Here is a 23,337-nt window from a genome sequence, read left to right on the forward strand (position 1 = left end):
ATTTTTTTCTTGTCATACCAGAAATCAGACCATCAATACCGAAGGTATCAAATTGATAAACCCATGTTCTTATTACTGAAGATTGAATATCATATTTTCTACCTAATGAATCATAGCCATTATTTCCGTCTTTATATTCTTTAATAAGTCTTAATTTAAAATCAAGTTCATGCTTTTTATTCAAAATAAACACCCCTAAAGTTGAATTTTAAGGTTCAACTTTAGGGGTGCACTTCACAACTGTAAGGCATGTTTTTTATTTTGCCTTTTATTCAAGAATTATGATTATTTTGTGATAAAATAGAATTATTGAATAGGGGGATAATTATGCATCGATATAAAAAGGGCCAATTTATAAAAGTCAAAGTTACTGGCATTCAACCCTATGGAGCATTTGTAGAAACTGAAGATCATGTTGAAGGATTGATTCATATTTCAGAAGTAATGAATGATTATGTCCATAATTTAAATTTATATTTGACGGTTGGACAAATTGTTAAAGCGAAAGTAATTGGAATTTCTGAAGATAAAAAACTTAATTTATCTTTAAAAGAAAATGATTATTTCAAAAAACATGAGCGTAAGAAAGAAAAGAAATCAGTTTTAGATGAAATAAAAGAAAGCAATTCAATTGGCTTTCAATCATTAAAAGACAAATTGCCTGAATGGGTTGCAAGAGGTAAAAAGTTACAATAATGAAAGCATCGGAATGAGTATGTATACGATACTTGTTTCGATGTTTTTGTTTGTACAAATATACAGTTATCTGAATATTAATTTTTTTATGTAATTTTTGTATTTATGGGTTGAAGAATTCAATAAAATTCGTCATTATATAGTATGTAAGGGTTTTCTACAAAACCATAAAATAAAGGAGGATTTTTCATGATTTCGTACAAACATGAGCCATTTACTGATTTTACAAAGGAAGAAAACAAACAAGCTTTCTTGAAGGGGTTAGAAATCGTTAATGGTTATTTAGGTCAAGACTATCCAATTATTATCGGTGGAGAACGTATTATGACAGACGACAAAACACGTTCTTACAACCCAGCAAATAAAGAAGAAACAATTGGTAATGTTTCAAAAGCTTCTCAAGAGCATGCTGAAAAAGCAATGAAAGTTGCTACAGAAACATTTGAAACTTGGAGAAAACAAGATCCAAAATTCCGTGCTGACGTATTATTCCGTGCAGCAGCAATCATTCGTAGAAGAAAACATGAATTTTCTGCTTTATTAGTTAAAGAAGCAGGTAAACCATGGAATGAAGCAGATGCAGATACTGCAGAATGTATCGACTTCTTAGAGTTTTATGGACGCGAAATGTTACGCCTTAAAGACGGCGTGAAAGTTGAATCACGTCCAGGTGAATATAACCGTTATGATTATATTCCATTAGGTGTGGGTGTTGTTATTTCACCTTGGAACTTCCCATTAGCAATCATGGCTGGTACTACAGTAGCACCATTAGTAACTGGTAACACAGTATTATTAAAACCATCTTCAAATACACCAGTAGTTGCTTATAAGTTTATGGAAGTATTAGAAGAAGCAGGTATGCCTGCAGGTGTTGTAAACTACATTCCAGGTTCAAGCCGTGACATCGGTGACTTCATTGTTGACCATGTAGATACTCGTTTCATTTCATTTACAGGTTCACGTGATGTAGGTGTTCACATTTATGAACGTGCTGCTAAAGTACATGAAGGTCAATTAAACTTAAAACGTGTTATCGCTGAAATGGGTGGTAAAGATACAATCGTTGTTGACGCTGAAGCGGACTTAGAATTAGCTGCTGAATCAATTGTTAAATCAGCATTTGGTTTCTCTGGTCAAAAATGTTCAGCATGTTCACGTGCAATCGTTTTAGAAGAAGTTTATGACGAAGTTGTAGCAAAAGTTAAAGAAAAAGCTGAAAAATTAACTGTAGGTAACCCAGAAACAAACGAACACTTCATGGGTCCTGTAATTGATGAAGCTTCTTTAAATAAAATTAAAGAATACATCGAAATCGGTAAACAAGAAGGTAAATTATTAGTTGGTGGTACTACAGATGAGTCTGTTGGTCATTTCGTACACCCAACAGTATTTGTGGATGTTAAACATGATGACCGTATCATGAAAGAAGAAATCTTCGGACCTGTAGTAGGTATCGCTAAAGCGAAAGATTTTACTGAAGCAATTAAATTCGCAAACGACACTGATTACGGTTTAACAGGTGCTGTTATTACAAATAACCGTGAACATTTAGAAGAAGCACGTCGTGACTTCCATGTAGGTAACTTATACTTCAACCGTGGTTGTACTGGTGCAATCGTTGGATACCAACCATTCGGCGGATTCAAAATGTCTGGTACTGACTCTAAAGCTGGTGGACCAGATTACTTAGTTTTACATATGCAAGGTAAAACAACTTCTGAAATGCTTTAATTTCTTTTAATTGAATATTAAATTACATAATAAAATGAATAAGGAAGTTGAGACATTGTCTCAACTTTCTTTATAGAAAAGGGGATTATTATGACAAAATCACAAGAAATCATTGAACAAACAAATCATTTTGGTGCACCAAACTATCATCCACTACCAATCGTTATCTCTGAAGCTGAAGGTGTATGGGTTAAAGATCCTGAAGGCAATAAATATATGGATATGTTATCTGCGTATTCAGCAGTTAACCAAGGTCACCGCCATCCTAAAATCATTCAAGCATTAAAAGATCAAGCAGATAAAGTAACGTTAACTTCACGTGCATTCCACAGTGATCAATTAGGTCCTTGGTATGAAAAAGTATGTGAGTTATCAGGAAAATCAATGGCTTTACCAATGAACACAGGTGCTGAAGCGGTGGAAACTGCAATTAAAGCAGCACGTCGTTGGGCTTATGATGTTAAAGGTGTAGCAAAAGATCAAGCAGAAATCATTGCGATGAAAGGGAATTTCCATGGTCGTACAATGGCAGCTGTATCATTATCAAGTGAAGCAGAATATCAACGTGGATATGGTCCATTATTAGGCGGTTTCAAATTAGTTGATTTTGGTGATATTGAACAAATTAAAGCAGCAATCACACCAAATACAGCAGCTGTTTTACTTGAGCCTATTCAAGGTGAAGCGGGTATCAACATCCCTCAAGATGGCTTCTTAAAACAAGTACGTGAAGTATGTACAGAAAATAACGTATTATTCATTGCAGATGAAATTCAAGCAGGACTTTGCCGTTCAGGTAAAATGTTTGCTACTGATTGGGATAACGTTAAACCGGACATGTATATTTTAGGTAAAGCATTAGGTGGTGGTGTGTTCCCAATTTCATGTGTATTAGCAGATAAAGAAATTTTAAGTGTATTTAATGCTGGTAGCCACGGCTCTACTTTTGGTGGGAATCCATTAGCATGTGCTGTATCAATTGCGGCTCTAGATGTGCTGATTGATGAAAAATTAGCTGATCGTTCATTAGAACTTGGTGAATACTTCAAAAATGCATTAAAATCAATCGACAACCCAGTGATTAAAGAAGTACGTGGTAAAGGTTTATTCATCGGTGTTGAATTAACTGAAAATGCACGTCCTTACTGTGAAAAATTAAAAGACTTAGGTTTATTATGTAAAGAAACACATGACACTGTAATTCGATTTGCACCACCATTAATCATTTCTAAAGAAGATTTAGATTGGGCAATCGAGCAAGTTAAAAAAGTATTTTAATTAAAAAAATGATAGCGTTTACAAAAATTTTCGATTACTACTTTTAAATCATTTTGAGTATGATACAATGTAGATGTAATAAAAGTATTAGAATGAAAAAAGAGGCGGATAGGAATGACAGAAAATTTAAGTTTAGTTGCATCAACTCAAGAAATTATTCATGAGGCATTAGACAAACTTGGCTTTGAAGAAAGCATGTACGAATTAATTAAAGAACCATTACGATTATTAACTGTACGTATTCCAGTAAGAATGGACGATGGAACAGTTAAGACGTTTACTGGATATCGTGCTCAACACAATGATGCTGTAGGACCAACAAAAGGGGGCGTTCGTTTCCATCCGGATGTGGATGAAGACGAAGTAAAAGCATTATCAATGTGGATGACATTGAAATGTGGAATTGTTGACTTACCGTACGGTGGTGGTAAAGGTGGTATCGTTTGTGATCCACGTCAAATGAGTATTCATGAAGTAGAACGTTTATCACGTGGTTATGTACGTGCAATTTCTCAAATCGTTGGACCTACGAAAGATATTCCAGCTCCAGACGTATTTACTAACTCACAAATCATGGCTTGGATGATGGATGAATACAGCAAAATGGATGAATTTAACTCTCCAGGATTCATTACAGGTAAACCATTAGTATTAGGTGGTTCACAAGGACGCGACCGTTCAACTGCATTAGGTGTAGTAATTGCAATTGAAGAAGCGGCTAAACGTCGTGGCATGCAAATTAAAGATTCTAGAGTCGTTATTCAAGGTTTCGGTAATGCAGGAAGCTTCTTAGCGAAATTCTTATATGATATGGGTGCTAAAGTTGTTGGTATCTCAGATGCATATGGTGCATTACATGATCCAAACGGTTTAGATATTGATTACTTACTAGATCGTCGTGACAGTTTTGGAACGGTGACAAACTTATTTGAAGATACAATTACAAATAAAGAATTATTTGAATTAGATTGCGATATTTTAGTACCAGCAGCAATTTCTAATCAAATTACAGAAGATAACGCACATGATATTAAAGCTTCAATCGTTGTTGAGGCTGCAAATGGTCCTACAACACCACAAGCAACTAAGATTTTAACAGAACGCGGTATTTTATTAGTACCAGACGTACTTGCAAGTGCAGGTGGGGTAACAGTTTCTTACTTTGAATGGGTTCAAAATAACCAAGGTTACTACTGGACAGAAGAAGAAGTAAATGAAAAATTACGTGAAAAATTAATAAAAGCATTTGACAATATTTATACATTAGCTGAAAACCGTAAAATCGATATGCGTTTAGCTGCATACATTGTAGGTATTAAACGTACAGCTGAAGCTGCTAGATATCGTGGTTGGGCTTAATCTTTAAAACACAGGTTTAAATACCTGTGTTTTTTTCTTTTATCGTTTACAATGTAGGTATTAAAGAGAGGAGTGCTAGCATGAATGATTTTACATTTTATAATCCGACACAGTTAGTTTTCGGTAAAACAAGTACAGACCAATTGGCTGATAAAATCAAACAATTTACAAATGGTAAGAAAATATTAATCACATATGGTGGAGGCAGTATTAAAAGAACAGGGCTTTATGACAGAGTGATGAAATTATTAGCTGAATTTGAAGTATTTGAACTTGCAGGTATTGAACCAAATCCACGCGTAGAAACAGTACGTAAAGGGGTTCAAATCGTAAAAGAGAATCATATCGACTTTATTGTTGCCATTGGTGGCGGTAGTGTTATTGATGGTACTAAATTAATTTCAGCAGCAAGTAAACTTGATAATGATCCATGGGACATCGTTACTAAAAAAGCTGAAGTTAAAGATGCAGTGCCTTTTGGTGTCATTTTAACATTAGCCGCAACTGGTTCAGAAATGAACGCAGGATCTGTCATTACAAATTGGGAAACGAATGAAAAATTAGGTTGGGGTTCACCGTTTGTATTTCCTAAGTTCAGTTTATTAAATCCTGAATTGACATATACGTTACCTTATAATCAAACAGTGAATGGTATTGTAGATAGTATGAGTCACTTAATTGAACAATACTTTAATGAAGCAAGCAACACTGAAATTGGTGATGCAATGATTAGTGGCGTGATGAAAGCCATAATGAAACAAGCACCGATCGTAAAAGCAAATCCAGAAAATTATGAAGTGCGTGAAACATTAATGTTAGGTGCAACCGTTGCTTTAAATGGTTTTATGCGCCTAGGCTATAACGGTGACTGGGCAACGCATAATTTAGAACATGCAGTAAGTGCTGTTCATGATATACCACATGGCGAAGGATTAGCCATTTTATTCCCAGAATGGATGCGTTACGTGTCTCAATATAAACCAGAAAGATTTGTAAAATTCGCTCAAGATGTATTTGATGTTGATCATACATTGCCAGAAGCAGAACAAATTCAATATGGTATTGATCAATTACAATCATTTTGGACGGGTATTGGCGCACCAAGTAAGTTGTCACATTACGATATCAAAGAAGAAGAATTAGCAACATTTGCTGATAAAACATTCTTTAATGGCGATACATTTGGTAACTTCTATCCATTAAATAGAGAAGCGGTTATGGCAATTTATAAAGCTGCATTATAATCATATGACTATAACGACTAAAAAGCATCTGGAATTTCCAGATGCTTTTAATTTTATAATAATGCTTCTGCTTTTTTAATTTGACCTAGTACAGATTGTGTACTTGTGCCATTTTCGTTTTGTCTTCTATTTACTGCATTTAATGGTTTTAAATATTCATAAACCGTTTCATCTATTTCAGAATGAATGGCTTGATAGGTTGATAATGGCACGTCTAACAAGTAGATGCCTTTATCAATACATTGTTTCACCAATAGACCAGTTAACTCATGTGCTTTTCTAAACGGAATATTTAATGTGACAAGATAATCTGCAAGCTCTGTAGCATTTGAAAAATCATTATTTAATGCTTTTTCAATAACTGTTTTGTTTAGCGTCATTGTTTCAATCATGCCGTTAAAGATATCAACACTATCAATGCATGTTTGTAATGCTTCGAAGAAATGTTGTTTATCTTCTTGTAAATCTTTATTGTATGCAAGTGGTAAGCCTTTTAAAGTCATTAATAAGCCAATATAATGACCACTTACAGTACCGGATTTACCTCGAATCAGTTCCGCCATGTCTGGATTTTTCTTTTGTGGCATAATAGATGAACCTGTCGAATAAGCATCACTTAAAGTAACAAAATTAAATTCATGGCTACACCAAAGAATAATTTCTTCAGCAAAACGAGAGAGATGCATCATGATTAAATTGATGTTATTCATCGTCTCTAATATGTAATCACGATCACTGACAGCATCAATACTATTAGGATAGACATCATCAAAGTTCAATAATGATTGTGTATAACGTTGATCCGTTGGATATGTTGTTCCTGCTAAAGCACCAGAACCTAATGGTGAAATATTGATGCGTTTGATACTATCTGCTAAACGATCTCTATCACGTTGTAACATCCAGAAATAAGTGAGTAGATGATGTGAAAATAAGATAGGCTGCGCGCGTTGTAAATGCGTATAACCTGGAATAATAACGTCAATGTTTGATTTTGCAACTTGAACAATCGTTGACTGAAATGCTTGAATTGCTTTGATTAATTGCTGTACTTTTTGATTAGTGTATAAATGCATATCAGTCGCAACTTGATCATTTCTAGAGCGACCGGTATGCATTTTTCCAGCGACTTCACCAATTTTTTCATGAAGCAGCATTTCAATATTCAAATGGATGTCTTCATATGATTTTGAAAATGTTAAAGGTTGATTTGCATGTTCTTCTTTTAATTCAAGTAATCCATTAATAATTGAATCAGCATCCGTTGAAGGAATAATGGCCTGTTTTTTTAGCATTTTTACATGTGCAATACTACCTTCAATGTCTTGAGTAAACAATGCTTGATCGACATCAATAGAAGCATTGAAAGCTTCTACTTTTTGATCCATTCCTTGTTCGAAGCGGCCACCCCATAATTTATTCATTGTAAGCACCACTTTGAACTTGTGCTTGAATTTTAGCAGGTAATTCATAGATTTCAATAAAGCCTACACTTGCTTCTTGATTAAACATATCTTCTTTAGTGTAAGTCGCTAATTTTTCGTTATATAAAGAATTTTTACTTTGACGGCCTGTTACTGTTATGTTGCCTTTATACAGTTTTATGCGAATATCACCATTGACGTATTGATTCATATCGTTTAATAAATTTTGAATGTGAGTTGATAATGGTGTAAAGAATAAGCCATTATAAATTAAATTTGCAAATGTTTGTTCCACGTATGGTTTAAAGTGTTGCACATCTTTTGTTAAAGTAATTGTTTCTAATGCTTGATGGGCATTAATAATAATCATTGCGGCAGGTGCTTCATAAACTTCTCTTGATTTTATTCCGACTAAACGATTTTCTACATGATCAATTCGACCTACACCATGTTGACCACCAAGTTCATTTAATTGCATAATGATTGATTTTAGTGATTTTTCTTCATGATTGATGGCATAAGGTAAGCCATTTTTAAATGAAAGAATGATTTCACATGGCTCATCTGGTGCTTTTTCTGGTGATTGTGTTAATTCATATGCATCTTCTGGTGGCGTTGCATAAGGGTCTTCTAAAATACCACATTCATTACTTCTACCCCATAAATTTTGATCAATTGAATATGGTGATTCTAAGTTAATTGGAATTGGAATGTTGTGTTCTTTAGCATATTCAATTTCTTCTTCACGACTAAAGCCCCATGATCTCACAGGTGCAATTGTTTTTAAAGATGGATCTAAACTATGGATTGCTACTTCAAAGCGTACTTGGTCATTACCTTTACCAGTACATCCATGCGCGATTGTTGTTGCGTTATATTGGTGTGCAATATCAACAAGCACCTTTGAAATTAACGGACGACTTAATGCTGAAATGAGTGGATAAACACCTTCATACAATGTATTTCCTTTTATCGCATAACTTAAATAATCATTTACAAACTGATCAACTTCATCTAACATCAGTGATTCTATAGCACCTACTTTCAGTGCTTTTTCTTGTATTTCTTTAGATGTTTTTCCTTCACCAACATCTAAACAACATGCAATAACATCATAACCTTGATCAATTAACCATTGAATAGCAACGCTCGTATCTAATCCACCTGAATAGGCAAGTACGACTTTCTCTTTCATAAATAACAACCCCTAAACTTATTTTTATTTATATTTTTGAATTAATATACAGAATAATTTAACAAACTTTTGTGTTAAAAACAAGTATTAAAATTCACTTTTATGTATTTTTATAAATTTTGACGACTATTTGACATTTTTTATTCCTTTGTAAGCGTTTTAAAATTTGATAGTATTTGTACTGCCTATTTGAATAGAGTACAATGAAGTTGAGAAAAATATTGGAGGTCTTTTTATGACACATATTAAATTTGATTACAAAAAAGCAATGACGTTTTTTGGTGAACATGAACTAACACAAATGCGTGATTTAGTTAAAAATATTCACCACACAATTCATGAAGGTACAGGTGCAGGTAGCGACTTTTTAGGTTGGGTTAACTTACCTGAAAACTACGATAAAGAAGAATTTGCACGTATTCAAACTGCTGCGAAAAAGATTCAATCTGATAGTGAAGTTTTAGTAGTCATTGGTATTGGTGGATCTTATTTAGGTGCACGTGCAGCAATTGAAATGCTAAACAAAACATTTGATAACTTTAGTCCTAAAGAAGGTAAACCACAAATTATTTTTGTAGGACATCATCTTTCTTCTAGCTACACACATGATTTAGTGGAGTATTTACAAGATAAATCATTCTCAATTAACGTTATTTCTAAATCAGGAACTACAACTGAACCAGCTGTTGCATTTAGAATCTTTAAGAAATTATTAGAAGAGAAATATGGTAAAGAAGAAGCAAAATCAAGAATATATGCAACAACTGATGCAAATCGTGGTGCTTTAAAATCATTATCAAACACTGAAGGTTATGAAACTTTCGTTGTACCTGATGATGTAGGTGGTCGTTATTCAGTATTAACTGCAGTTGGTTTATTACCAATCGCTGCAAGTGGCATTGATATTGCACAAATGATGACTGGTGCTAATGATGCTAGAAAAGATTTATCATCGTCTGAATTAGAAGAAAATATCGCATATCAATATGCAACAATTCGTAACGTTTTATACAATAAAGGTTATACAATTGAAATGTTAATTAACTATGAGCCAAGTCTTCAATATTTCAATGAATGGTGGAAACAATTATTTGGTGAGTCTGAAGGTAAAGACTTTAAAGGTATTTATCCATCAAGTGCAAACTTCTCTACCGATTTACATTCATTAGGACAATATGTTCAAGAAGGTCGTCGTGATATCTTTGAAACGGTTGTTAAAGTGAATACACCAAGAGCAGATGTAACAATCGAAGCTGATGAGCAAGATTTAGATGGATTAAACTTCTTAGCGGGTAAAACAATGGACTTCGTTAATACGAAAGCATTCCAAGGGACATTACTTGCGCACACTGACGGCGGTGTTCCAAATTTAGTTGTTGAAATTCCACAGCAAGATGCTTACACATTTGGTTATTTAGTGTACTTCTTTGAATTAAGTTGTGCGATGAGCGGTTATTTATTAGGTGTAAATCCATTTAACCAACCTGGTGTTGAAGCATACAAACAAAACATGTTTGCATTATTAGGTAAACCTGGATTTGAAGAGAAAAAAGCTGAATTAGAAGCGAGATTATAATCAGAATAATCAATTCATGCGTAAGCATATGATGATAAAGATTCAAAACAGTTAACTGTTTTGAATCTTTATTTATTTTTCATATGATTTTCATCAAGTTTTTGTATAATTTAGTTAATAACTAAATTTAAGAATAGTAGTGAAAATATGATAACTGAACAAGGACTTACTGATTTATTTGAACAATTTAAAGCATTAGGGTTTATTATTGCAATTTTATTACCATTTATAGAAGCTTTTTTACCTGTGTTGCCAATTGCTTTATTTGCAGTGGTGAATGCAAATAGTTATGGTATATTCTTAGGATTTTTATATACCTATATGGGCGCTACATTAGGTGCATACTTTGTTTTTCTTTTAGTAAGGAAGTATGGACAAAACCGTTTTTTAAGACACTTGAATAAACATCCCCATACGACAAAGCTCATTCAGCGAATAGATGAAAAAGGTGCATTACCTCTATTTATTCTGCTATGTTTTCCTTTTACACCATCAAGTGTAGTGAATGTTGTAGCTGGATTGAGTACAATTTCCAAAGGCTCTTACATGTTAGCTGTTGTATTAGGTAAGATGGTGATGTTATTTTTATTAAGCTATGTTGGTAGCGATGTATATTCCTTTGTGAAATACCCTGAAAAGAGTATAATTGTTTTAATCATACTGCTTATTTTATGGGTATTAGGTAAGCTTTATGAAAATAGACTACATAAGGATAAATAATGAAAAAAAAGTTTTTGATAACAGTAATAATGAGCTTTATCATTGTTGTTTTTATTAAATCGTTTTTTTTGACCTCGTACAAAGTAGACGGAGATTCAATGTCACCAACGTTGCAATCAGGAAGCTATGTTTTTGTAAATGTGTTACACGATGTATTTATACAACCAAAGCGTAATGATATTTACTTTATAAAATTAAATAACAATCAGACGATAGTTAAAAGAATTGTAGCTACTCCTGGTGATCATGTACGTGTGATACATCGACAGTTATATGTGAATGGTGAAAAAACAAATTATAAAGATGATACTTTAAAACAGCTGATTCAAGGGAATGATGCATATGGCTATACATTGCCGAAACAGTGTTTTTATGTGTTGGGAGATCATTTAAAGGCTAGCACAGATTCAAGAACATTTGGTTGTGTTAAACTAGATGAAATGTTAGGTAAAGTGGTTTATACTTATTGGGAAGATAATAAATGAGGTGGCATTTTGAAAAAAGAACTAATAGAATGGATTATTGCGATACTTGTCGCAGTAGTTTTAGTAACAGTGATACATAATTTTTTATTTTTAACGTATTCAGTTAAAGGAGATTCAATGTATCCTACGCTTAAAGATGGTGAGAAGGTCATCGTCAATCGTATTGGCTATACATTAGGTGAAATTGATAAAGGTGATGTGATTGTTTTCCATGCTGATTCTAAATCGGATTATGTAAAACGAGTGATTGGTACAGCTGGAGATACTGTCCAATATAAAGATGATCAATTATATGTTAATGGCAAAAAAGTAGATGAACCCTATTTAGATGAGAATAAATTATCAAAAACAAATGTTTTATTAACTGAAAACTTTAGTGTTAAAGATTTAGTAAATTCAAAAGGTGTTTCAAAAATACCAGAAGGCAAATTACTTGTACTCGGTGACAATCGAGAAGTAAGTAAAGATAGTCGTTACTTTGGTTTAATTGATCAGAAAAAAGTTGTTGGTGAAGTGGCTTTAAGATTTTGGCCATTCAACACATTCCATTATAATTTTGATCCAAAATCTTCATGATTAATATGATGTGCTTAGGAATTTTCCTGAGCACTTTTATTTTAGGAGGTCAGTAATGTCAGTACAAATCGTTCAAGGCCGTAGAGGTGTTGGTAAGACTTACGAAGTCATTCAAATGATAAAAGAAATGTTAAAAACACCTCTAGGAAAACCCATTATTTATATTGCACCACGCCAATCTACGTTTTCAATTGAGCAAGCATTTGCGAATGATCCGGAAATTAAAGGTAGTATGCGTGTTGCAATTTATAGTTTAGATAGACTGTATCATCGATTAGTCATGGAATCAGGTAGTAATGACTTAATGCCATTATCATCATCTGGTTTAGAAATGATGATTTATTATTTATTAAATCACAATAAAACAGAACTTAAACGTTTTGAGAAATCAAGTCATTATTATGGATTCAGTCAAAAAATGGCCCAAACCATTTCTGAATTTAAAAAGTACCATGTTGACTTAGAGCAATTAAAACAAGTACTTGCATCAGATCAATTACCAGTAAGTACAAAAGATAAGTTACAAGATATTTCATTCATTTATGAGCTTTTGGAGAATGAAATAAAGTCACAATTTAAATTAAAAGAAGATACGTACTTAGAATTGATCGAATTAATTGAAAAATCTCCACTAATGCAAGATGCAACGGTTATTGTCGATGGATTTTATAACTTTACAACAATTGAATATGCTGTGCTACGTCAAATTGCTTGTGTGAGTGAGATGCATTTATTATTAACGAATGATGAATCAGAGCCTTCTTTATTTAGAAAAACGAATGAAACACACCGCTTACTTTTAGAAACATTTAAAGGGTTAGAAATAAAAGAAACTACGATTCAAAAACAACCGAAAAGATTTAAAACTTCAGATTTAAGCCATTTAGAAAGTCAATTCAACAAACTAATGCCTACAAAACAGAAATCAGATCAATCGATCCAATTAATTCAAGCTGATCAATTCGAAGAAGAAATTCAACAAATGATGTTTGAAATACATCAAATGACTCAAAATGGTACTTATCGCTATAAAGAAATCAACATATTGTATCGTGATGAGCGTTATGCAAAAGCACTCATACAAGCTAGTCAAAAGCACGATATACCATATCATACAGACTACCAATCACAAATGAAACATCATCATTTGGTCGGATTTTTAACGGGTTTACTCAATTTCATAGAAAAACCATATATTAATGAATATTTATTTAAAGCGTTAAAAACAGGTTTGTTATTTCCGTTTGATCGTTTAGATGAAATGATGGTTAAAGTGGATACACTTGAGAATTTTATGATTGAAAGAGGATTGACTTATAAAGATTTGGTTGAAAATAATCGTTTGCAAATTTATCAAAGTCAATTGAATCATAAAAATGATGATACTAAAGCTCATATTGTAAAATCTCACGAGGATTTGATGAAATTTATTTCGATGATTACAAGTCGCATTACGCCATTACTTGATGCGCTTAAAAGTACTGTTTCAGCAACTGCATTTGCAACGAATTTATATGAATGGTTAGAACACGAACAAGTTTTAGCACATATTAAAGATGAGCAAATGCACTTTAAAGAAAGTGGTCAGTTATATAAAGCATTAGAAAATGATCAATTGGTCAGCGGTTTAAATCGTGTTTTAGATGAATTTGTTGCAGTCTTAAATGATAAAGAGATGACCTATAGTACGTTTAAAGAAGTGATCATCGTAGGTTTAGACGCATTAAAATTTAATGCACTACCTCAAGGGTTAGATCAGATTAAAATATTAAATTTAGATTTAGCAAAAATTGAGAATGCTGCAGTCGTATTTGTTTGTGGTTTTAATGATGGTATTTTACCAAGACCTACACAAATGAATCCAATGATTACCGACCAAGAAAAGATTCAACTGGCTCCTTATTTTAATTTGGCACCTACGAGTGAGCATTTAACTGAAGATGAAGCGTTTGTTGCATATACAGCATTAACAAATGCAAGAGAACGTTTATATATTAGTTATTGTGGCCAGATTAATGGTGAAGCAATGACACCATCCATATACCTCAATCATATTATAGAGATGTTTGACTCAATTCATATCATCCAAACAGCATTGATAGAAGATCCAAAAGCTAAAATCAATCATATTGCTGCAAATGTTCAACAAGTAGTTGAGCATTTTGAACACGAATCATGGCAACCAATAGTGAAATATTATGCACAAATACCTAAATATCGCTCTATTTTTACTTTAAATCATTATCAAAACCTTGCGAAACCGCTTGATAAGCAATATATAAAATCCTTATATGGTGATCAAATTAAAGCAAGTGTCTCTCGCTTTGAAACCTTTAATCAATGTCCATTTAAGTATTATGCACAGTACGGCATTCAATTGAAAAAAAGAGAACCATTCCAGTTGAAAGCGAGTACGTTAGGAAGTATTTTCCATGAATTACTGAGCGATCTTACTGATAAATATCAAAAGATGATAAAAAATCCTGATGAAATTGATCAATATGTAGATGCGTATTTTGAACAACATCAAAAAGAAATTGAATTTGCAGTGTTAAGTTCGAGTCAATATCATCTCAATTATATTAAGACACAAATTAAACGTATTATTAAAAAATCATTTATGATGATTAATACCCAACAAACAAACAGTCATTTTGAAAATTTTGGAACAGAGATAGACTTTGAATATTTACTAAAACCAAAAAAAAATAAATTCCATAGTCCAAAAGTTACTACCAATAATGGTATTGATATTTATTTAAGTGGCACGATTGATCGAGTTGATTTATTTAAAACGGATAATAAAACATATGTTAATGTCATCGACTACAAATCAAGTGATACAGATTTGGATTTAAAGAAAGTCTATTATGGGATTCAAATGCAATTGATTACGTATTTAGATATTGCTTTGCAAAACAAAACAAAAATGGCCATTGAAACTGAATTATTACCTTCAGGAATGTTGTATTTTCACGTAAAGTCTTCACAAAATAAATTTTCGAATTTTAAAGATTATCAAAGTTTTATGAAAAATATAAAAGAAAGTAAAGTTGAAACCATCTTAAATACACCAATTAATCATTATCTTCATAAAGGTTTATTTGTAAATGATGTATCGGTAGTTCAATCTTTAGATACTCAATTAGAAGAAACAAACCAACCTATGAATATAAGCGCAAAAATCACACAAAATAAAGAAGGTGTAAAAATTAATGGTCAATATAAAAATAACTTTATTGAGCAACAAGATTTTTATCAATTGATTCATAAAAATAAAGAAAATATTAAGAAAACCGCCGAACATATTTATGAAGGACATATTGAAGTAGCACCAATAGAATATGGGAAAAAAAGACCGTGTACTTTTTGTGAATTCAAGCCTGTATGTCATATTGATCCAATAATCAATAAACAAGACATTAGGGTTTTAGATGAAAAAATTGATGTTCGTCAATTACTAGAGAGAGGAGAATTGTAATGCCTACATGGACAAAAGAACAACAAGAAGCTATATCAGCGATGCATGAAGATATTTTAGTATCTGCTGCAGCGGGTAGTGGTAAAACAACGGTATTGATTGAACGTATTTTGCAGAAAATTTTAGGCATTACAACGTCACCTATTAATGTTGATGAATTACTCGTCGTCACTTTTACAAATGCGAGTGCTAAAGAAATGAAACAAAGATTGTTAAAAAGTATTCAAAGCCGTCTGAAATCTGAAGAAATTATTGAAAATCAAGCGCTTTTTAGACATTTGAATCAACAATTAGTTAAAATACACCATGCTGATATATCTACATTACATAGTTTTTGTTTGAAATTGATTGAACAATATTATTTTACAATTGATTTAGATCCTTCTTTTAGAACGGGGAGTACAGAAGAAATTCAAATGTTACTCAGCCAAGCCATTGATGAAACTATGGAAAGTTATTATGCCGACAATGATACATTGTTTATTCAATTGGTACAAATGCTCTCTTCAGACAGAAATGATTCAGGGTTAAGGTCTGCGATTCAGCGTATGTACTATTTTGCTATTGCCAATCCAAATCCTAACGAATGGTTATTATCAATGACGCAACAATTTGAAGAAGAAAACATGAATCAATTGTTTCAACAAATTGCTCATGAGTTTAAGCAAAACCTTCAAATGCATTTGGCTGATTTAAATCACATTCTATATCAAATAGAGCATCATCCAGACTTTGAAAAAGTAGTATTACAATTAAAAGGTATCATTCAAGAAATTAATAGTTTACCTGAAGATTTTGAATCAATGCCTGGGCACTTTAAAGTATTGTTTGAACGTGCTGCTTCAGGTAGTCGTAAAAAAGATGCCGATAAAGACTTAATTCGTGAAATCACTGCTCAAATCAAGCCGATAAGAGAATCATTAAAGACGCTCGTTATGAATTATCTATATGATGATTTTTCACAAATGAAATCAGATATTGTAACGACGAAACCTTTCTTAAACTTATTGGTGAAAATCACACAAGAAGTGATGCATGTATTTAAACAACTTAAAAGTGAAAGAAAAGTTATTGATTTCTCGGATTATGAGCACTTTGCGTTACAAATATTAATTAAAGATGGAAAGCCAACTGAGATAGCAAAACAACTTCGAGAACATTACCATGAAATCATGATTGATGAATATCAAGATACTAACCGTGTTCAAGAAGCGATTATTCAATCCATCAAAAAGCAAAATAAGGGTGAACAAAATTTATTTATGGTAGGAGATGTAAAACAATCCATTTATAAATTTAGACAAGCAGAACCACAATTATTTTTGCAAAAATACAATGATTTTAAGACGAATCATACAGGAAAAGTCATTGATTTATCCGATAACTTTAGATCTGGATTACATGTTATTAATGATACAAACGCGATATTTGATCGTGTAATGGACCATCAATTTGGAGAAATTGAATATGAAGGTAAGCAAAGGCTAAATTGTGGTAAATTTAAATCCCTTGAGGATGATGTTTACGGTTTACCAACAGAACTGATATTTGTAGATGATAAAAAGTTAGAAAATAGAGATGCTGATATCGAATATATTGCGAGAAAAATTAACCAAATCGTCGGGAAAGAAAAAGTTTTTGATAAAGATTTAAATCAAGAAAGATATGCAGAGTTTAGAGATATTGTTATTTTAAAACGGGGCATCAAAAGAGATGCATACCAATTCCAATCAATATTGGCAGCACATAACATACCCGTATTTATCAAATCTGATCAAGGTTATTTTGATACAGATGAAATTAGAACAATGATGAGTTTTATTAGAATTATTGATAATCCGATTCAAGACATTCATCTTGCAGGCGTATTACGCAGTATTATCTATCAAATCAGTGAAACTGAACTTGCTGAAATCAAATTATTAAATAAACAATTATCACTATATGAAAATATAACAACGTATGTGAACCATGGTGAAAATCATGAATTAAAAATGAAATTACAGGCATTTTTAGCGGATTTAAAAGATTATAGAGCACAGGCTAGAACATTAAACGTTACTGATTTATTGCAATATATATTTGATGACACGCATCTGATTGAGAAATATTTAATGTTGCCTGCTGGTAAGCAGCGTGTAGCGAACTTGAAAGGATTACAAGCAAAGGCTGATCAATTCGAATCTTCAAGTTACAGCGGTATTTATCAATTTATTCAATTCATTGATAAAATGATTGCTGAAGGTAAAGATTTTGGTGAAGAAAATATTTTAAATGACGAATCAAATGTTGTGCGTATTATGACAGTTCATGCATCTAAAGGATTGGAATTTCCGTTTGTCATTTATACAGGTTTACAAACGGAATATAATTTAATGGATTTAAGTAAACCTTTATTGATGTCACAAATGTATGGTGTTGCTTTAAATACTTTTAAGCCAGAATTGAATTTAAGTCATCCAAATTTATTAACAAAACGATTAAAAGAACAATTAAAACGTGAACAAGTTTCTGAGGAATTAAGGTTAATGTATGTAGCACTAACGCGTGCCATTAACCAACTTATATTGGTTAGCAAACTTTCTGATGATGAAGTGGTCGACCTTGAAAAGATTCACGATGAATTTGTAGGTGATGCAACGATAGAAAGTGCATTAGAAGATTATCAAGCGGCCACACTACATCATAAATTAGATGATGCATTCAGAAATAAGGCGAATAAGCCGATAGATTTTATTGGTGGTAGTATTTTTACACATACGAAACCTTTAAATATCAGTTATCAGTTTATTACAAAACTTGATGAATTGGCTGATGAAGAAAATGAAACAAAAAATGATGTAATACAAAGTAATACAGAATGGCTTGATGAAATCAATGCATTTGAATATCCGTATCAAAATGTATTTGATTTACCAACTAAAGAGAGTGTTTCAGAAATTAAGCAGCAACAAGATGAAGATGAAACGACAACTTATCGCTATGTTAATCGCCATATTCTTGAACAATCAGATTTTGACCGTCCACAATTCATACAACAAAAAAAGAAAACGAATGCAGAAATAGGTACATTAATGCATACGATTATGCAACATTTACCTAGAAAACAAGGGTGGGCACTTTCGGATATCAATCAGTTAATTAATAAGTTGATTGAGCGTAATATCATTCAAGCGAGTGATAAATCATATATTGATCAAGAAAAAATATTTAAGTTTACGCAATCAAAAATATTTGAACAATTAGTACATGCCGATGAAGTATATTATGAATTACCATTTGTAATTGGCAAAGAATATATCTTCGATGAAGCATTACCAGGACAAGTCATCCAAGGTATGATTGATTGTGTTTATAAAGTAGAGGGTCAATATTATTTCTTGGATTATAAGACGGATCGATTTAATTTAAGATTAGGAAAGTCTAAAGATGATGTACTACAAGAAATGAAAGCAAAGTACCAATTCCAAATGGATGCCTACAAGAAAACATTAGAAGCATTATTAGGCACTACCGTGAAAGGTTATTTATACTTTTTTGAATATAAAGAAATAGAGGTTTAATCATGAGATTGTTTCGATTTATTGTGATTGCATTGGTGTTAATTTGGTATGGGATATCAATTGGTATTTTACACAATCAACCCGTACAATTTGTCCACCCATTTGAATACTATCAATCAGAAGACTTAAGTTTAATGCAATTGAATTATTTGTTTTTAATCATCACACCAGTATTTTTAATCATGATGTTATTCGGTCATTATTTGAAATCAGTATTGTCACTAAAATTATTATTAATATTTACTTTAATCGGATTGTTGCTCATTACATGGAATCGATTCAGTATCGTTTTTTATTTAAGCATTGGTTTACTTATTGCTAAATTACTAACTGATAGAATGAATCAAACAGTGAGTGTCGTTTTAATGGGAATGTTGTTTTTCATTGTTTTGATTCCAGTATTTATTTTAAGATTTAACCATGAAAGTTTTTTAGATGTCGATGGCTTTCAAAGAAATATTGAAGTATATGTAAAAGGTTCGCTATTTGAGCGTTTTCAGTATAATTTAGAGCAAATTCCATCTTTATTGTGGCTAATCATTTTGATAATCATCGTTTCTTATATTTCGGTAAATATTAGTCAATATTTATTTGAGAAAAGCATAAAAATATCAATCATCAGTTTACTTATCGTAGGTATATTATTCATCATGGGTACGATGCTTAGAGGTGTGATGTACTTATTTAGTGATTATACTTTGATTTGGCTAGGCATCATCTTTGGTGCATTTGTCCAAAGTATATCAATAGCTTATTTTATTATTGCACTGGGAAGACTTTTCAAACCTCATACAATTGAAATGAAGGATTTGAAGGCAGTTGTATTTGCAATGATAGCCAGTTTAATATTGATTGATGCGATAGCGCCAAATATTTATACAAAGTGGACAACTTTTGGTGTAACACATTTGAACACATTGTTATCAAAAGGATTTATTTTTGCGATATGTGTATATATGCTATTTATGTTAATGGTGATGATTAACAAAAAACGTCTTATCAAATAGAATTGCATGAATATTCTTAAATGTTTATGTATAATGAAGTAATAACGATGAGGAGTGAAGTGAATGAAATTTTTATCTTTTAAGTACAACAATGAGTCAACATATGGTGTAAAAGTAAAACGTGAAGAAGCGGCTTGGATATTACCAAAAGTATTTGCAGACTTTGCAGATGAGCATTATCCAAAGACATTATTAGAAGGTTTACAACAAAATGGCTCAGTTGATTTTCAAGAATATGTTCGTAAGGCTGTAGTTGCCGCAGATCAATCAGAAAATCGTGATGAATATAAAGTTGATTTTAATGAAATTCAATTTTTACCACCAGTAGTCCCGACAAACAATGTCATTGCTGTTGGTAGAAACTATGCAAAACATGCTGAAGAATTGAATAATGAAGTAGATGAATTGTATGTATTTACAAAAGCACCGTCAAGTTTAATTGGTGATTTAAATGAAATTCCTTCACATAGTGATGTAACCAATGCATTGGATTATGAAGGAGAATTAGGTATTGTCATTGGTAAATATGGTCACAAAATTCCTAAAGGCTTAGCTTTAGATTACGTATATGGTTATACGATTATTAATGATATTACTGCGCGTGATTTACAAAAAGAACATGCACAAGCATTTTTATCTAAGAGCTTAATCGGTGGTTGTCCAATGGGTCCATACATTGTGACAAAAGATGAATTGCCAACGCCTGAACGCGTAAATATTGTTACAAAAGTGAATAATGAAATTCGTCAAGATGGCAATACGAGTCAAATGGTCTTAAAAATTGATGATTTAATTGCTGAAGTATCTAAATATATCGCATTACACCCTGGTGATGTAATCGCAACAGGTACACCACATGGGGTAGGGGCAGGTATGAACCCTCCTGTATATTTAAAACGTGGTGATGAAATTAAAATTACAATCGATGGTATTGGTACTTTAACAAATACAATTGGTGAATAATTTAAAATAAAATCATCTTTAATAAATAGTACCTAGTGTATTCACTAGGCACTATTTTTTTTCTGTGTTAAAATGATTGAGAAGGAGTGAAGATATGTTACATTTACACATTTTAAGTTGGTTATTAGTTTTAATTTTATTTTATTCAAGTTATGAAAATTTCTCAGATCGTCAAGGACCAAGTCGTTTATACAAACCACTTCACATGACTTTACGTCTATTCATGTTAATTACAATTGTAAGTGGTATTGTATTATTCGTTCAAGTAATGAAGGGCGATATTGACCATATGATGTATGGTTTAAAGTTTGTATTTGGTTTAGCGACTATTGGTTTAGCTGAAATGACTTTAGCTAAAAAGAAAAAGAAAAAACCATCAAGAACATTTTTCATCATTACATTTGTTGTAGCATTAATTACGATTGGTTTAGGTTTACATTTACCAATGGTAGGTATTATGGGTATGTTTAAATAATCAACAAAAAAAGAGGTTTCGACCTCTTTTTTGTTTTTTTTATGAACTTTTCATGTAACTCACTCAAAAGTAACAACATTTAGTATAATGAGAGTAATGAAAAAAAATGGGGGATTTTATGAAAAGATTACTGTGTAGCTTAATCGTGATTTTGTTATTTTCACAAGTTCATGTGGCAGAAGCTAAAACAAACAATCAAGATTTAAGAACATATCGTATCGTCATTGACCGATTTTTAAATGGTAATGAAAAGAACAATAAACATATACATAATAATAAAAATGATCAATTGCCATATGGTGGTGATTTTCAAGGCATTATTTCTAAACTAGACTATATTAAAGAAATGGGCTTTAACAGCATTAATATATCACCTGTTTTTGAAAAAGAGCAAAATGATTATTTAGGTTATAAAATCAAAAATTATGAAAAAATAGATTCTGTATACGGCGGCGAAGAAAACTTTAATAAAATGATTAAAATGGCACATCAAAAAGGACTTAAAGTTATTGTTGATATGCCTGTTACGGCAACAGATGGTTTTACTGCGACTAAAGATGTGAAAATGAATGACATTGCAAAGCAATATTACAAAGATATCGATGTCATTGATTTTAATCAAGTTGCCAACCAACAAAAATATCAAAAAATGCTTGCCAACTTTGTATCTAAATATAAAGTAGACGGTATTTCGATGTATCTATATCAAGATCATATGGATTTCACAGATATTTTACCAAAAGACATGATTAAAATGGCTATACTAAATGAAGTGAGTAGCGTAAAAGGCTTTGATTATGTAGAAAAAGGACAATCTACAAAAGATATTGCTCAAAGTTTTAAAACAACAGATCAAAAAATGCCAGCGACTTTTGAAGCGGATGAAATGTTAGCTGCTGATAATTTCTTTACACCTCGATTTACGAAATTCGCAGCGGATGAAAATATGTTTCCAGGTACAAGAATCAAGTTATTAATGGCGTACTTATATATTCAAAAACATCCAGTTGCAATGACATATGGTACAGAAATTGCAATGAATGGTAAAGATATGCCGGGTATTCATCAATTGTTAGACTTTAGAACAGAAAAAGAAGTAACTGATTACTTAAAAACAACATCAGAAGTTTTACATAAGTACCGAGCTTTATATACTGGAGAAGCAAAAATCATATACAATAAAGAAGGAAATCAAGTGATTCGTTTTGATACGAATGATGTTGACTATATTTTTAACATTAACAATACAAGTAAATCAACAGCCGTGAATTTAGATAAGACTTATGTTGAAAAAGGTAAAATGTTATCAGGTTTATTAATTGGTGATAGAGTTTATGAAAAAGATGGACAATACAAATTGATCACGAATCGTGAAGAAGCGGAGTTGTACGCAGTGATTAATGAGCGCGGATTAAACTATGGTTATATCATTGCAGCTGCTACAATCATCATTTTATTCACTATATTTATAGTACTGGTAGCTAAAAAATCAAAACGAAAACAACAAATATCATAATTAAAATATAAGAGGCACTAAAATGTATTTTCACATTTAGTGCCT

At 31.9% G+C, this 23,337-nt stretch carries 18 protein-coding genes; 15 read left to right on the forward strand and 3 right to left on the reverse strand.

Features of this window, described 5'->3' with window-relative positions; genetic code table 11:
- The coding region (locus tag ER639_RS00005) for a helix-turn-helix domain-containing protein (protein WP_164993301.1) at window positions 1–193 on the reverse strand (193 nt) is incomplete at its 3' end.
- Window positions 194–327: 134 nt separating this feature from the next.
- On the opposite strand from ER639_RS00005, the gene ygs reads away from it, so the two are divergent.
- The 5 genes from ygs to ER639_RS00030 all read left to right on the forward strand — a co-directional run bounded on the left by ygs (window position 328) and on the right by ER639_RS00030 (window position 6,311).
- Window positions 328–696, forward strand: coding sequence for a S1 domain-containing post-transcriptional regulator Ygs (gene ygs / locus ER639_RS00010; protein WP_205757679.1), 369 nt, complete (start codon window positions 328–330; stop codon window positions 694–696).
- A 189-nt stretch (window positions 697–885) separates the two neighbouring features.
- Window positions 886–2,430, forward strand: a complete 1,545-nt coding sequence (gene pruA / locus ER639_RS00015) for an L-glutamate gamma-semialdehyde dehydrogenase (protein WP_129063696.1) — start codon at window positions 886–888, stop codon at window positions 2,428–2,430.
- 90 nt (window positions 2,431–2,520) lie between these two features.
- Window positions 2,521–3,708 (forward strand): ornithine--oxo-acid transaminase, encoded by a 1,188-nt coding sequence (locus tag ER639_RS00020; RefSeq protein WP_129063697.1) that lies wholly within the window; start codon window positions 2,521–2,523, stop codon window positions 3,706–3,708.
- Window positions 3,709–3,822: 114 nt separating this feature from the next.
- Entirely contained in the window at window positions 3,823–5,067 is a 1,245-nt protein-coding gene (locus ER639_RS00025) for a Glu/Leu/Phe/Val family dehydrogenase (RefSeq protein WP_129063698.1), read from the forward strand.
- Between the two features lie 80 nt (window positions 5,068–5,147).
- Window positions 5,148–6,311, forward strand: a complete 1,164-nt coding sequence (locus ER639_RS00030; protein ID WP_129063699.1) for an iron-containing alcohol dehydrogenase — start codon at window positions 5,148–5,150, stop codon at window positions 6,309–6,311.
- A gap of 53 nt (window positions 6,312–6,364) precedes the next feature.
- Here ER639_RS00030 and argH read toward each other — a convergent pair whose 3' ends face one another.
- Both argH and ER639_RS00040 read right to left on the reverse strand, forming a co-directional pair.
- Window positions 6,365–7,735 carry an argininosuccinate lyase gene (gene argH / locus ER639_RS00035; protein WP_129063700.1) on the reverse strand — a complete coding sequence of 457 codons (1,371 nt, stop codon included), beginning with the start codon at window positions 7,733–7,735 and terminating at the stop codon, window positions 6,365–6,367.
- Complete coding sequence (locus ER639_RS00040) at window positions 7,728–8,930, reverse strand: argininosuccinate synthase (RefSeq protein ID WP_129063701.1); 1,203 nt, start codon at window positions 8,928–8,930, stop codon at window positions 7,728–7,730. The genes argH and ER639_RS00040 overlap by 8 nt, the downstream gene beginning before the upstream one ends.
- Before the next feature lie 235 nt (window positions 8,931–9,165).
- Here ER639_RS00040 and ER639_RS00045 point away from each other — a divergent pair, with 235 nt between their 5' ends.
- From ER639_RS00045 to ER639_RS00090, 10 genes are all read left to right on the forward strand, one after another.
- Entirely contained in the window at window positions 9,166–10,506 is a 1,341-nt protein-coding gene (locus ER639_RS00045; protein ID WP_129063702.1) for a glucose-6-phosphate isomerase, read from the forward strand.
- 147 nt (window positions 10,507–10,653) lie between these two features.
- Window positions 10,654–11,226 (forward strand): TVP38/TMEM64 family protein, encoded by a 573-nt coding sequence (locus ER639_RS00050; protein WP_129063703.1) that lies wholly within the window; start codon window positions 10,654–10,656, stop codon window positions 11,224–11,226.
- Window positions 11,226–11,711 carry a signal peptidase I gene (lepB, locus tag ER639_RS00055; RefSeq protein ID WP_129063704.1) on the forward strand — a complete coding sequence of 162 codons (486 nt, stop codon included), beginning with the start codon at window positions 11,226–11,228 and terminating at the stop codon, window positions 11,709–11,711. The genes ER639_RS00050 and lepB (ER639_RS00055) overlap by 1 nt, the downstream gene beginning before the upstream one ends.
- A gap of 9 nt (window positions 11,712–11,720) precedes the next feature.
- Complete coding sequence (gene lepB / locus ER639_RS00060) at window positions 11,721–12,287, forward strand: signal peptidase I (protein ID WP_129063705.1); 567 nt, start codon at window positions 11,721–11,723, stop codon at window positions 12,285–12,287.
- Window positions 12,288–12,342: 55 nt separating this feature from the next.
- Window positions 12,343–15,768: a PD-(D/E)XK nuclease family protein gene (locus ER639_RS00065; protein ID WP_129063706.1), complete on the forward strand. Its 3,426-nt coding sequence runs from the start codon at window positions 12,343–12,345 to the stop codon at window positions 15,766–15,768.
- Window positions 15,768–19,331: a helicase-exonuclease AddAB subunit AddA gene (addA, locus tag ER639_RS00070; RefSeq protein WP_129063707.1), complete on the forward strand. Its 3,564-nt coding sequence runs from the start codon at window positions 15,768–15,770 to the stop codon at window positions 19,329–19,331. Before ER639_RS00065 ends, addA begins: the two co-directional genes overlap by 1 nt.
- Window positions 19,332–19,333: 2 nt before the next feature.
- Entirely contained in the window at window positions 19,334–20,338 is a 1,005-nt protein-coding gene (locus ER639_RS00075) for a hypothetical protein (protein ID WP_129063708.1), read from the forward strand.
- A 63-nt stretch (window positions 20,339–20,401) separates the two neighbouring features.
- Window positions 20,402–21,301: a fumarylacetoacetate hydrolase family protein gene (locus tag ER639_RS00080; RefSeq protein WP_129063709.1), complete on the forward strand. Its 900-nt coding sequence runs from the start codon at window positions 20,402–20,404 to the stop codon at window positions 21,299–21,301.
- Window positions 21,302–21,395: 94 nt separating this feature from the next.
- Window positions 21,396–21,776 carry a YisL family protein gene (locus tag ER639_RS00085; protein WP_129063710.1) on the forward strand — a complete coding sequence of 127 codons (381 nt, stop codon included), beginning with the start codon at window positions 21,396–21,398 and terminating at the stop codon, window positions 21,774–21,776.
- A 118-nt stretch (window positions 21,777–21,894) separates the two neighbouring features.
- Entirely contained in the window at window positions 21,895–23,292 is a 1,398-nt protein-coding gene (locus ER639_RS00090; protein WP_164993302.1) for an alpha-amylase family glycosyl hydrolase, read from the forward strand.
- Window positions 23,293–23,337: the final 45 nt, after the last annotated feature.

It is taken from the genome of Macrococcus sp. DPC7161 (genome assembly GCF_004117835.1).
GTDB lineage: Bacteria > Bacillota > Bacilli > Staphylococcales > Staphylococcaceae > SDSC01.